12 protein-coding genes are annotated in these 12109 nt (G+C 63.2%); 4 read left to right on the top strand and 8 right to left on the bottom strand.

Annotation, left to right across the window (positions count from 1 at the left end):
* The first annotated feature begins 3 nt into the window (after positions 1 to 3).
* Positions 4 to 1200 (top strand): M20 metallopeptidase family protein, encoded by a 1197-nt coding sequence (locus tag B0D78_RS02970; RefSeq protein ID WP_078015505.1) that lies wholly within the window; start codon positions 4 to 6, stop codon positions 1198 to 1200.
* A 53-nt stretch (positions 1201 to 1253) separates the two neighbouring features.
* Here the strand turns inward: B0D78_RS02970 and B0D78_RS02965 are convergent, their stop codons facing one another.
* From B0D78_RS02965 to asnS, 8 genes are all read right to left on the bottom strand, one after another.
* Entirely contained in the window at positions 1254 to 2111 is an 858-nt protein-coding gene (locus tag B0D78_RS02965) for a DMT family transporter (RefSeq protein ID WP_078015504.1), read from the bottom strand.
* Between the two features lie 56 nt (positions 2112 to 2167).
* Complete coding sequence (locus tag B0D78_RS02960) at positions 2168 to 2395, bottom strand: helix-turn-helix domain-containing protein (protein ID WP_078015503.1); 228 nt, start codon at positions 2393 to 2395, stop codon at positions 2168 to 2170.
* Entirely contained in the window at positions 2392 to 2586 is a 195-nt protein-coding gene (locus B0D78_RS13555; protein ID WP_446737327.1) for a helix-turn-helix domain-containing protein, read from the bottom strand. Before B0D78_RS13555 ends, B0D78_RS02960 begins: the two co-directional genes overlap by 4 nt.
* Before the next feature lie 243 nt (positions 2587 to 2829).
* Positions 2830 to 3192 carry a VOC family protein gene (locus B0D78_RS02950; protein ID WP_078015501.1) on the bottom strand — a complete coding sequence of 121 codons (363 nt, stop codon included), beginning with the start codon at positions 3190 to 3192 and terminating at the stop codon, positions 2830 to 2832.
* A gap of 31 nt (positions 3193 to 3223) precedes the next feature.
* Positions 3224 to 4177, bottom strand: coding sequence for an ABC transporter permease (locus tag B0D78_RS02945; protein WP_078015500.1), 954 nt, complete (start codon positions 4175 to 4177; stop codon positions 3224 to 3226).
* Complete coding sequence (locus B0D78_RS02940) at positions 4164 to 4931, bottom strand: ATP-binding cassette domain-containing protein (protein WP_078015499.1); 768 nt, start codon at positions 4929 to 4931, stop codon at positions 4164 to 4166. The genes B0D78_RS02945 and B0D78_RS02940 overlap by 14 nt, the downstream gene beginning before the upstream one ends.
* Positions 4932 to 5016: 85 nt before the next feature.
* Positions 5017 to 6000 (bottom strand): sugar ABC transporter substrate-binding protein, encoded by a 984-nt coding sequence (locus B0D78_RS02935; protein WP_078015498.1) that lies wholly within the window; start codon positions 5998 to 6000, stop codon positions 5017 to 5019.
* A gap of 189 nt (positions 6001 to 6189) precedes the next feature.
* Positions 6190 to 7497 (bottom strand): asparagine--tRNA ligase, encoded by a 1308-nt coding sequence (gene asnS / locus B0D78_RS02930; protein ID WP_078015497.1) that lies wholly within the window; start codon positions 7495 to 7497, stop codon positions 6190 to 6192.
* A gap of 344 nt (positions 7498 to 7841) precedes the next feature.
* On the opposite strand from asnS, the gene B0D78_RS02925 reads away from it, so the two are divergent.
* From B0D78_RS02925 to B0D78_RS02915, 3 genes are all read left to right on the top strand, one after another.
* Positions 7842 to 9332: an AMP-binding protein gene (locus B0D78_RS02925; protein WP_078015496.1), complete on the top strand. Its 1491-nt coding sequence runs from the start codon at positions 7842 to 7844 to the stop codon at positions 9330 to 9332.
* 138 nt (positions 9333 to 9470) lie between these two features.
* On the top strand, positions 9471 to 10289 hold the full coding sequence (locus B0D78_RS02920; RefSeq protein WP_078015495.1) for an HAD family hydrolase: 819 nt from the start codon (positions 9471 to 9473) through the stop codon (positions 10287 to 10289).
* A 130-nt stretch (positions 10290 to 10419) separates the two neighbouring features.
* Positions 10420 to 12030 (top strand): CTP synthase, encoded by a 1611-nt coding sequence (locus B0D78_RS02915; RefSeq protein ID WP_078015494.1) that lies wholly within the window; start codon positions 10420 to 10422, stop codon positions 12028 to 12030.
* Positions 12031 to 12109 lie beyond the last annotated feature (79 nt).

Raw genomic sequence — 12109 nt, 5'->3', positions numbered from 1 at the left:
ACCATGAAAACGCCTGACTTCAAAACCCGCGCCGAAGAACTTGAAAGTGCCGTCGTCGCCTGGCGGCGGCATCTTCATGCTTTTCCCGAGCTCTCCTTCGACGAAGTGAAGACCAGCGATTACATCGCCGCGGCGCTGTCGGAGATGGGCTGCGAGAACGTCGCCGTCGGCACGCGCGGACGGCCCACCGGCGTGATCGCCGACATTGCGGGCGCGCTTCCCGGGCGGCGGGTTGCCCTGCGCGCCGACATCGACGCGCTGCCGGTCGCGGAGGAGACGGGACTGCCGTTTTCCTCGCAGCGCCCCGGCGTCATGCACGCCTGCGGGCACGACGGCCACATGGCCATGCTGCTGGGGGCGGCGCGGATGCTCTGCGAAGCGAGGACCCAGCTGCGCGGCTCGGTGCGGCTGATCTTCCAGCCCTCGGAAGAATCGGCCAATTTCGTGCAGGGTGCGCGGGCCGTAGTGGAAGACGGGCGCGCGCTCGACGGAGTGGACGCGATCTTCGGCGCGCACCTGTGGAGCCCGCTGCCGTCGGGCGTGCTGGGCTGGCGCGCCGGGCCGATGATGGCCTGTTCCGACTCGTGGACGGTGAAGCTGCGCGGACAAGGCGGGCACGGCGCCTCGCCCCATCAGACGCACGACCCGACCGTGGCGGCGGCGCAGCTGATCTGCGCGCTGCAAACGTTCGTCAGCCGCGAGCTCGACCCGCAAAAGAGCGCCGTGCTCTCCACCGGCGTCATGAAAGCCGGCGGCGCGTTCAACGTCATCCCTTCGGAAGCGGAGCTGATCGGCACGGCCCGATCCTTCGAGCCGCAGATCAGCCGCGACTGCGAGGCGTTCATCCGCCGCATGGCCGAGAACATCGGCGCGGCCTTCCGCTGCACGGCCGAGCTGGATTACCGCCGCAACCTGCCGCCCACCGTCAACGACGCGGAAATGGCGCGGCTGGGAGCGGAGACCGGCCGCGGGATCTTCGGCGCCGACATGGTGCGCGAAGTGCCGCCGACCATGGGCGGCGAGGATTTCAGTTTCTACCTCGAAAAAATCCCCGGCGCGTTCTTCTTCATCGGCTGCGGCGACGCCGCCAAAGGCTCCGACTGGCCGCACCATCACTGCAAGTTCACCATCGACGAATCTCAACTCTGCAAAGGCGCGGCCTTCGAAGCCGCCTGCGCCTGGGCGTTCCTCAATCAATAGCGCGCATCGCGCACAAAGTCCCCGCTTCCGTCTGGAAGCGGGGACTTTGTGCGTCAATCCTTTTTCATTTCGTTCAGGAACGTCGCGCCGAGGATCAGGGCGCCGCCGGCGAGCTGCAGCGGCGTTATCGATTCGCCGAGGAGCAGCCAGCTCATGAGGACCGCCGAGAGCGGGTCGATATAGCTCAGCGCCGCCGTGGTCTGGGCGGGCAGGCGGCGCAGCGCCGTGAAGTACATCAGATAGGCCAGCCCGGTGTGGATCAGGCACAGCGCCGCCAGGCAGGACCAGCCCGCGCCGTCCAGGCTGGCCAGCGGGGGGCCCCCTTCGACGAGCACGTAGGGGGCGAGAAAAGCCGCCGCGAGCAGCAGCTCGGCGGCGGTGGACTCGTACGGCGTGACGCCGCGCAGGAACTTGTTGGCCATGACCGCGCAGGCGTAGAAGACGGCCGCGCCGACGCCGCAGGCGACGCCGAGCAGGTCGTTTCTCCCCGCGCCGCCGCTGCCGCCCGCGACGCAGGCCAGGCCGCACAGCGAGACGAAGACGCAGACGACCGTACGCTTTTCCAGCTTTTCGCGCAGCAGCCACGGCGCAAGACAGAGCATGAACACGGGAGCCAGATAATAACAGACCGTGCCCGTGGCGATCGACGTCCAGCGGAAAGCCTCGAAGAACAAAATCAAGTTCATGCCTATAAAAGCTCCGGCCGTGAGCAAATATCGGGCGTTGGCACGGATCCTCTTCCACGAGAGTCCATTGCCCACCGTCACGGCCGCGGCGAGCAGGCAAAGGCCGCCGACGGCGGCGCGCCACAGCGAGAGCTGCGCCGATGAAAGCGGAACGCGGCGCGCGAACAGGCCGATCGAGCCGAAGATCAGCATCGCCCCGGCCATGAGCCATTTCATCGAGTTCATCGGAAACACTTCCTTTGGGCAGGATCGCGGAGACAGAAAAAGGCTGTTCCATTATATCAAGCGCACAAGCCGGCCGCACATGTTCCAAAACACGCCGCGAGTCCGCCGTTTTGGACGGAACTGGCGACGCTCTTGAAGTACGTACAGACAAAAGCGCCGCTGGAGATACCGCGGTAGAGCGTCGCATAGCTGATGGAGATCGGGTTTTTCTCTTCTTTCGGGCGGGCAGCGATCTGTTCGGGAGACCACTGCCCGAAGCAGAAAAGTTCCCGTACCCGCTTCAAAGTCTCCCCGTCGTCGAGCTTTCGCCGGGGACAGCAACCTTTCTGCGGGAACGATATGCTCCCTGTGCCGCAAACGAAGAGTAACATCCGGGAAAAGAGTCCCTCTTCAGCTCTCTGGAGATCGTCGATTTATGACGTCCAGGACGGCGTGCGATTTCGGAGATTCCTTCGCCGTTATTGTGAAGCAACATGAGCTTTTCGCGATCGAATGGCGTAAGATGAATATAGGATCTCATAGTTCTCCTCGTAATATGGTTGTTGGCGTAAACATCATTTTACCGGAAACTATGAGCCCTTGCTTATTTTCTTCTCATGGTGCTCTTAGATTGTATATCTAGGCGTGGAACATTTTCCGCGGTTCATTGCAGGAACTGCTCTCTCATTACATGTTGTTTTTTATATTTGAGAAAAAACTCCGAAAAACGCCGCGCGGGTCACTTCCGGCACAGGCAGAACGGGTGCCCGGCCGGGTCGATCATGGTCACGAACCGTTCGCCGCCGAACTGCGCCGCGGCTTTGACCGCGCCCAGCGCTTCGGCTCTTTTCACCGCCTCCGGCAGATCCTCCACCTGAAAGTCGAAGTGCATCTGCTTCTGCTGTTTCCCTTTTTCCTCCGGCCACACGGGCGGCGCGTAATCTTCTTCCTCGATGAACAGGAAGACGACGCCGCCCGAGCTTCTGACCGCCGGGCAGCCAAACAGCGCACACTTTTCCCAGCCCAGCAGCTCGGCGTAAAAATTTTGCAGTTCCGTTTCGTCGCCGCAGTCGACCATCACGTTGCCGAGAATCGCTTCCATGATATTGGGCTCCTTCCATTGTCCTCGGTTTTCAGCGGCGGCGGGCGAACAGCGCGTAGCCCGACAGGGAAAGGATGATCACCATCCCGTGGACAAACCGCGTCCAGAGGCCCGTCAGCCCGGCGCTGACGATGCCGGCTTCAATGATGCCGATGACGACGGAGCCAATGAACGAGCCGTAGACCGTTCCCTGTCCGCCGTAGGCCGACGTGCCGCCCACGAAGACGGCCGCAAAGACCAACAGCATATAGCCGTCGCCCTGCGTCGGCCACCAGTTGTTCAGTTCCAGCGTCGCCAGCATCCCGGCGAAAGCCGCCAGAAAACCCATCAGCACGAACGCGCCGACGCGCACGCGCGGCACGCGGATACCCATCATCTCCGCCGTCTTGCGGTTGTCGCCGATGAACAACAGCGCCTCGCCGAACGGGCGGCGGCTCAACAACAGCCCCAGACAGACGGCCGCCCCCACCGCCCAGAGCGCCTGAGCGGGAACTCCCCACGCGCCCAGACGGCCCGCGAAAACTTGATGCAGCGCCGTACCGCGCACTTGCGCCAGCGGGATCGCCACGCCGTCGGAAAGCAGCAGTGCCAGACCGCGCCACAAAAACTGCGCACCGATCGTAGCGATGATCGACGGCACGCCCACGACGACGACCAGCAGACCGTTGAGCCAGCCCATCAGAGCGCCCGCCGCCAGCGCGGCGACGAACGCCGCCCACGGATCGATCCCCGCCTTCGCGTAGGCCCAGGCGAAGACGAAGGCCGCGGCCGCCGACACAGACGGAAAACTCATGTCCATCTCGCCCGCCACGATCAGCAGCGTCATGCCCAGCGTTAGAACCGTCGTCACGGGAATGGTGGACATAAAGGAACGATACAGCCGCGCGCTGCCAAACGAAACCGGGCTGGCGAGAGCGAACGCGCCCCACAGCACCAGCAAAAGCAGCGTCACCAGCATCTGGCGACGGTAATTACGCCAGTTCATCGCCTTCGCCTCCCGCCATCAGACGGCGCATCAGCCCGTCCAGCGATACTGCGGATTTATCCAGCACGACGGCGATTCGCCCGCGCTCCAGCACCGCGAAGCGGTCGGCGGCACGGTAAACGTGCGGCAGCTCGTGGCTGATGAAGATGCAGCTTTTGCCCGCGGCGCGGATGCGCGCCACGAACTGGAGCACCTTCTCCACCTCCGAGACGGCCAGCGCCGTGGTCGGCTCGTCGAGAACGATGATCGAAGCGTCGAAGTACATGGCCCGCGCGATGGCCAGCCCCTGCCGCTCGCCGCCGGAAAGCGTAAGGACGCTGGCGTCGGCGTGCAGCCCCGCGCCCTTCAGGCCAAGAACGTCCGACAGCAGCTTCATCGTCTCCGCCTTCTCGCGCCGCGCGTCGATGAAGCCCAGCCGATTCTTCAGCGGCCGTCCCGCGAAGACGTTGCGCCACAGCGGCTGACGCTCCCCCAGCGACCGTTCCTGATAGACTGTCTCGATCCCCATCGCCCGTGCCTGCGACACCGAATATGCGCGGAAATCGACCGGCCGCCCGTCCACGATCATCTCGCCGCGGTCCGGACGATGGACTCCGGCCAGAATTTTGATCAACGTCGATTTGCCCGCGCCGTTGTCGCCCAGCAGCGCCAAAATCTCGCCCTTTTTCAGCTCCAGATCGACGCCGCGCAGCGCCGACACCGCGCCGAAGGACTTCCACAGCCCGCGCAGCTCCACCGCGTATGATGACGCCATTCCATCGCCTCCGATTCGAAAAAAATTTTCCCCGTCATAAACAAAAAGCGGGGAGAAAAACTCTCCCCGCCGCGAAAAAGCCGCTTTATCGGATGCCGGCGTTCGCCAGCGGCGCGACCGTCGCGATGTTGTCCTGCGAGACGTAGCCGCCGCCCGTGTCCACGTTCAGACCGCCGAACTTGTACTTGGCCGTGCTGACGATCTGCAGCACCGACAGGTAACCCATCAGATAGGGCTGCGCTTCGGAAGTCAGACTCACGTAGCCGCGCTCGATGCCACTGACCGTTGCCGGAGTGAGGCTGAATCCCGTGGCGTAGATCTCGCCCGGCTTGACGCCCGCCGCCTGCAGGAAGTTGCCCAGCTGTCCCGTCAGTCCGCCGTGATCGACGACGATCGCCCTGCAGTCGGGATGCGAAGCCAGATAGCCCGCCAGTACCGGCGCGCCGAGGGCCGCGTCCTTGTTGATCTCGTCGGAGATTTCGAGGTAGTCCACGGTCAGCCCGGCTTTTTCGAACTCTTCCAGCAACGCGCGAGCGCGGCGGCCGCGGCCTTCGAGACGCTTCAGCCCCCACACGAAGGCGCGATCGCCCTGCTTGGCGCCGCCGCGGCGCAGGATCTCGCGCGCCATCTCGGCGCCCTGACGCCAGTTGTCCGTGCCGATGTAGCCGAAGCCACGCGCCTGATACTTGCCCTGCAGACGTGGCAGCGCCGTGTCCACGCAGGTAACGATCATGCCCTTGGCGAACGCCTCGTCGATCAGCGGCTCGTAGGCATCGTCGCCGGGATGTCCCATCACCACGAATCCGGTGGGATTGGCAGCCAGGCCGGTCTTGAAGTTTTCGAGCATCTTTTCCGGGTTCCAGTCCGAATAGACGATCTTGAGCTCGACGCCCAGATCGACGGCCGCCTGCTTGGCGCCGTTGACCACAGTCGTCGCGTACGGCTCGCCGACCGAGCCGCCCGCGTCGAACCACACCGTCATGCCCTTGCCGCTCTGCGTCATCTCCGCCGCGCCGGCCGCACCGGCAAGCACCGCGGCGGCGGCAGCCGCCAGAAACAGTTTTTTCATCCAAAAACAAGCTCCTTTCGTTGATGCAGAATCTTATGATTCTTTATATTTATATACTTTATGAGTCTACATTGGGAGCAAACTTCTGTCAACAGCCCTCTTGGGACACGCTCTCCCCGATCCCGCAGCGCGGATTCTTTTTTCGCGCGAGGATCGGGGAGAGCGTGTTGTTTCGAAAGCGTCCGTCGCTTACGGCTTGAGGCGGTAGATGGTTCTGGGGAAGGGGATGACTTCGCGGATGTGGGGCAGGCCGCAGATCCAGGTGATGGTGCGTTCGAGGCCGATGCCGAAGCCGCTGTGGGGCACGGAGCCGAACTTGCGCAGGTCGAGGTACCAGTCGTAGGCGGCGGGGTCCATCTTCAGCTCTTTCATGCGGGCGACGAGTGTGTCGTAATCGTCTTCGCGCTGCGAACCGCCGATGATCTCGCCGTAGCCTTCGGGCGCGAGCAGGTCGGAGCAGACCACGGTCTCGCCGTTGTCTTCGGGGTTGGCTTTCATGTAAAACGCCTTGGCGTCTCTGGGGTAGTTCTCGACGAAGACGGGGCGGTCGTACTGCCGGGTGAGGACGGTCTCGTCGTCGGCGCCGAGGTCGTCGCCGAATTCGATGTCGCTGCCCAGTTCGTTGAGTTTCTTGACGGCGTCGCGGTAGTCGAGGTGGTAGAACGGGCCGGCGACGACTTTCTCGAGCGGCTCGACGTCGCGTTCGAGCGCGGCCAGTTCCTTCCCGCAGCGGGCGAGGACGTTCTTCACCGTGTCGGCGACCAGGTCTTCCTGAAGCTGCATGTTCATCTTGTTGTCGTAGAACGCCATTTCCGGCTCGAGCATCCAGAACTCGGTGAGGTGGCGGCGGGTCTTCGATTTTTCGGCGCGGAAGGTGGGGCCGAAGCAGTAAACTTTGCCGAAGGCCATGGCCGCCGCTTCGGCGTAGAGCTGGCCGGTCTGGGCCAGATAGGCTTTCTGGTCGAAGTAGTCGAGCTCGAACAGGCCGTCGGATCCTTCGCCGATGGAGCCGGTGAGGATGGGGCTGTCCATGAGCATGAAGCCGCGGTCGTGGAAGAAGCAGCGCCAGCTCCAGATGATCTCGTTGCGGATCTTCATCAGCGCGTTCTGACGGCTGGAGCGCAGCCAGAGATGGCGCTGATCGAGCAGGAAGTCGATGCCGTGGTCCTTCTTGCCGATGGGGTACTCTTCGCTGGGGTTCTGAAGGATTTTCAGATCCGTCACGGTCAGCTCCACGCCGGAAGGGGCGCGGCCGTCCGCGCGGACGACGCCGGCGACTTCGAGGCTGGCCTCGAGCCAGAGCCCCTTGGCGGCGTCGAACTGTCCGTCGGGGACTTCGCCTTTGACCACCACGCCCTGAACGGTTCCCGAGCCGTCGCGGAGCTGGAGGAAGTGGATCTTTCCCGAACTGCGTTTGTTGTACATCCAGCCTTTCACGCAGACGCTCTCGCCCACGTGCTCTTTCAGATCTTTGACGTATACCCATGGTGCTGCCATTGCCATCAGCCTCCTACGCTGAATATTTTCATTCGCCGTCTATTATCCCACGAAAGGGCGAAAAGATTTCAAAAAAATCGCTCCACTTTATCTTGTATATGATACACTATTGCCTGGCATTTGAGACGCGGTCGGGACATTTTTTCAGGGGGAAAATTTGTCTCTTTTTTTCTTTTTTGCACGCCGAGGGACAAGCGCTGCGGCCCAAAAACGATTTTACGACGTTTGCCGCTTGCGCTCGAAACGCCGTTTTTTATGCAGCGGAGTTCTTCCCGTAGGTTTTCTTATGCTTTTTACGGCGGATTCATGAGAGTTCAAAGGAATTTTTCAGGAGGGGTATTTCCATGGCAGAGAAATTGAGACTGGAAGACGTTATTGCGGCTCACTGGTCGGCGCCTCGGCAGATGGCATGGTACGAAGGCGAATGGTGGACCGCGGAGCGCGTGTTCCGTCTTGTGGGGGAAAACGTAAAGCGGCTGCAGGCCGCCGGTTTCGGCGCCGGAGACCGCATCGTGACGATGCTGCCCAACAGTCCGTCGTTTCTGGCGCTGTGCATGGCTGCCTGGGAAATGCGCGGTTCAGTGACCCCGCTCAACGCCCTGGCCGGACCTCAGGCGCTCGGCGCGCTGATCGAGCATTCCATGCCGGCGGTGATCGTTGCCGATCCGGCGTTGAAGGGACATGCCGAGGGGCTCAAAGGGCTGCCGTTCCCGCTCGTGTTTCTCGAAGCCACGGGCCCGCTGCCCGAGTTCAGAGCCGTGCCTTCGCTCAAATCCAGCGAAGACTGCTGCTCGATCTTCTATACCTCCGGCACGACGGGCACGCCCAAGGGCGTGCCGCTCACTCACATGAACATCCTCACCTGCCTGGATCAGGCGCTGAAACAGGTGCTTCCCGACATCGGCGAACAGACCATGCTCAACGTGCTGCCCAACTTTCACACGCTCGGCTGCGTCGTTTCCGGTTTCATGCCCCTGTTTGTCGGCATTCCTCAGGTGATCCGCAACAGCTTCCTGCCCGTCGAAGGCACCATGCGCGCCATCGACGAAGGCGACGCTACATTGCTGGTGACGGTGCCCACGCTGCTGCACTTCCTTTGCGGCGCCGCCGTCAAGACCGGCTGGAAGCCCCGCCGCGTCAAATACGTGGTCTCCGGCGGCGACCGCCTCGTGCCCTCGCTGCGCGGCCGCATCGCTCAGCTTCTCGGCGGCAAGCCCATCGAGGGGTACGGCCTGACCGAGTGCTCGCCGATCCTCGCAGCGCAGGCGACGGGTGGTTCTCCCGAAGGTTCCGTGGGTCCGCTGCTCGAAGGCATCGAATACCAGCTGCGCGACATCGACGGCTCCCCCGCGACTGGCGACGAAGGCGTGCTCTGGGTCAAAGGCCCCAACGTGGCGTCGGGATACTTCAACGCCCCCCAGATCACGGCCGAGAAATTTCAAGACGGCTGGTTCAACACCGGCGACATGGTGCGCGTCGACGAGAAGCGCAACGTCTTCATCCAGGAACGCGTCAGCGACCTTATCATCGTCGGCGGCTTCAACGTCTACCCGCAGGAAGTCGAAGCCGTGCTCAACGCCAATCCCAAAGTCAGAGAATCGGCCGCCGTCGGCGTGTCGCGCTCGGTTACGGGACAGATCGTGCGCGCCTTCGTCATCCTCAAGGAGGGCGTCACCTGCTCGTCTTCCGAGCTGACGGAATGGTGCCGCGAGCGCCTGCCTCACTACAAAGTGCCGCGCAGCATCAAGCTGGTCACCGATCTGCCCCGCAACGCTCTCGGCAAAATCCTGCGCCGCAAGCTGCGCGAAGAATCCCAGAACAGCGGTGACGACTAGGCCGTCTCCACAAATTTTGGGAGCTGTTTTTCTCAGCCGCTCAAGAATGTGGTATGATATTTCCCGTAGAAATTTGCCCCCGCCGATGGCGAGGGGGCTTTCATTTGAGAGAAGCTTTTGCGAAAGGAAGTGTGATCTATGCTGTTGAGTCCCAGCCGCGCGGACTGTATCGTCTTCAGCGTCGACGGCGTTCTCGTCGACGGCGCCGGCATCTCCGCCGCCCTTTCCCGCGCGCTTTCGCTCAGCTGGAGCGAGCTGCTGAAGCGGGAAGCGTCGGAGGCGGTCGACGCGGCGCCCTACCTGCAGGCGGCGCGCCGTCACAACATTTTCGGCAGTCGCGGCGACATAGCCTGGACGCTTCTGTCCCTGGCCATGAAGAGCGAACGGCAACGTCTCGCCGAGGCGCTGCCTGCCCCGGAACAATGGGAGGCCCGCCTGATCGCCGCCGAAGACGGACACGGCATGGAGGATTTCACGTCCACGATCTCCGCCGCCGACTGCCGCACTATCGTCGCCCTTTACAACGACATCTACTTCGGACCGACCGACGGCAAGGCGCCGTTGCTGGAAGACCTGCCGGAAGGAGCTTGCGTCCTTGAAAGACCGCTTTTTTCGACGCGCTGGGACAAACTGCCGCTTCCCGTGGGCATCTGCACCTCGCGCGATCGAGACGAGCTTGACTGCGCCTTACGGACGCTCGGCTGGCAGGACCTGCCCAAGGAACGCTGCGTCACGTCGGATATCGCCCGCAAACCCGACACTGCCGGGCTCGAGAATCTGTGCAGATCGTTGGGCTGCCGCTGGCCGCTCTATCTCGGCAGTCTTCCCGCCGACCTCGAGCTGATGGAAAGCTTCGGCTGCGGCGATTTCATCTCCGTCGGTACGCAGCTCAACCACAACGTCGTCAAATTCCCAAGCGCCGCCGATGCCCTCAGGGCGATCCTCGGCGTCGTCTAGGCGTCACGCGCCCCCGTCTCCGCGGGGGCGTTCTTATTTTTTAAGCGTCTTCGAGACGCGACCACGGCGGCGCAAAACCGAATCACGCAGCGGAGATAAGGGTTGCGCCGCCATCAAAGGAGAGATCTGTATGGCAAAATACGTTTTCGTCACCGGCGGCGTCGTTTCGTCGCTCGGCAAGGGCATCACCGCGGCCTCATTGGGCATGCTGCTGAAACAGCGCGGCTTGAACGTCGGCATCCTCAAGATGGATCCCTATCTGAACGTGGACGCGGGGACCATGAGCCCGTTCCAGCACGGCGAGGTGTTCGTCACCGACGACGGCGCCGAGACCGACCTCGACCTCGGCCACTACGAACGCTTCATCGACGAAAACCTGAGCGGCGCCAACAGCTGCACTTCCGGCAAGGTCTACCTGTCGGTCATCACCAACGAGCGCCGCGGCGATTACGACGGCCGCACCGTACAGGTCATTCCCCACGTCACCGACGAGATCCTGCGCCGCATCACCGCGCTCGGCGCCGCGTGCGACGTGCTCATCTCCGAAATCGGCGGCACCGTCGGCGACATCGAGGGGCAGCCCTTTCTCGAAGCCATCCGTCAGCTGCCCGCGCGCGTCGGCAAGGGCAACGTTTTGTACTGCCACGTGACGCTGCTGCCCTACATCGGCGCCTCCGGCGAGCTGAAGACCAAGCCCACCCAGCACAGCGTCAACGAGCTGCGCCGTCTCGGCATCCAGCCCGACGTCATCGTCTGCCGCTCGCCCCTGCCCGTCACGGCGGAGACGCGCGAGAAGATCGCCCTGTTCTGCTCCGTGCCGCCGCAGAACGTTATCGAGGAGCGCGACGCCGACACGATCTACCGCGTGCCGGAGGTACTCCGCGCCCAAAACTTCGACGCGCTCGTGCTGCGTTGTCTCGGGCTCGACGGCGCGAAGGAGCCCGACCGGAGCGACTGGAGCCAGTTCCTGAGGAGGCGCGACGCCGCCGCCCAAACCGTGACCATTGCGCTCGTCGGCAAGTACACCGAGAACAGGGACGCCTATCTGAGCGTCAACGAAGCGCTGTCCCACGCGGCCATCGCCAACGGCGCCGCCGTTACGATCGTTCCCGTCGACTCGGAAACGCTGACGCCCGAAAACGTGGACGAGACGCTGGCCTGCGCCGACGGCATCCTCGTGCCCGGCGGCTTCGGCGCCCGCGGCATCCCCGGCAAGATCCTCGCCGCCCGCTTCGCCCGCGTGCACGACGTGCCTTACCTCGGCATCTGTCTGGGCATGCAGGTCGCCGCCATCGAGTTCGCCCGCGGCGTGCTGGGCCTCGCCGAAGCCGACAGCTGCGAGTTCAACCCCGACACTCCCGATCCCGTGATCCACCTTATGGAGACTCAAAAGGGCGTCGTCGTGCGGGGCGGCACCATGCGCCTCGGCGCGTATCCCTGCGATCTCGTCGCCGGTTCCAAGGCGCGGGACGAAATCTATCGCGTCGCCGCCGTCAGCGAACGCCACCGTCACCGCTTCGAGTTCAACGAGCGCTATCGCGCCCGTTACGAAGCCGCCGGCATGAAAGTGGCCGGCGTCTGTCCAAGCGGCGGACAGGTGGAGATCATGGAGAACGTCGATTGCCGCTGGTTCGTGGGCGTGCAGTTCCACCCCGAGTTCAAATCCCGCCCCGTCCGTCCCCATCCGCTGTTCGCGTCCTTCATCGCCGCGGCGATGAAAAAACAGCCCGCCGCGGAGTGAGCGCGCCAGGCGAAAAAATATCCAGCCCGCGCGTACGCGAAGGCTGGATATTTTGTATCGAAAGATTTTCGGGCGGCGC

Source organism: Pyramidobacter sp. C12-8, from assembly GCF_002007215.1.
In the GTDB taxonomy this organism is placed as follows: Bacteria; Synergistota; Synergistia; order Synergistales; family Dethiosulfovibrionaceae; genus Pyramidobacter.
This window is presented reverse-complemented; position numbering and strand designations above follow the sequence as displayed.

Coding starts and splice junctions, on each gene's coding strand:
- B0D78_RS02950 (WP_078015501.1), bottom strand. CDS start 3,192: ATGGAAGCGATTCTCGGCAACGTGATGGTCGACTGCGGCGACGAAACG.
- B0D78_RS02940 (WP_078015499.1), bottom strand. CDS start 4,931: ATGGCGTCATCATACGCGGTGGAGCTGCGCGGGCTGTGGAAGTCCTTC.
- B0D78_RS02970 (WP_078015505.1), top strand. CDS start 4: ATGAAAACGCCTGACTTCAAAACCCGCGCCGAAGAACTTGAAAGTGCC.
- B0D78_RS02945 (WP_078015500.1), bottom strand. CDS start 4,177: ATGAACTGGCGTAATTACCGTCGCCAGATGCTGGTGACGCTGCTTTTG.
- B0D78_RS02925 (WP_078015496.1), top strand. CDS start 7,842: ATGGCAGAGAAATTGAGACTGGAAGACGTTATTGCGGCTCACTGGTCG.
- B0D78_RS02915 (WP_078015494.1), top strand. CDS start 10,420: ATGGCAAAATACGTTTTCGTCACCGGCGGCGTCGTTTCGTCGCTCGGC.
- asnS (WP_078015497.1), bottom strand. CDS start 7,497: ATGGCAGCACCATGGGTATACGTCAAAGATCTGAAAGAGCACGTGGGC.
- B0D78_RS02935 (WP_078015498.1), bottom strand. CDS start 6,000: ATGAAAAAACTGTTTCTGGCGGCTGCCGCCGCCGCGGTGCTTGCCGGT.
- B0D78_RS02965 (WP_078015504.1), bottom strand. CDS start 2,111: ATGAACTCGATGAAATGGCTCATGGCCGGGGCGATGCTGATCTTCGGC.
- B0D78_RS13555 (WP_446737327.1), bottom strand. CDS start 2,586: ATGTTGCTTCACAATAACGGCGAAGGAATCTCCGAAATCGCACGCCGT.
- B0D78_RS02920 (WP_078015495.1), top strand. CDS start 9,471: ATGCTGTTGAGTCCCAGCCGCGCGGACTGTATCGTCTTCAGCGTCGAC.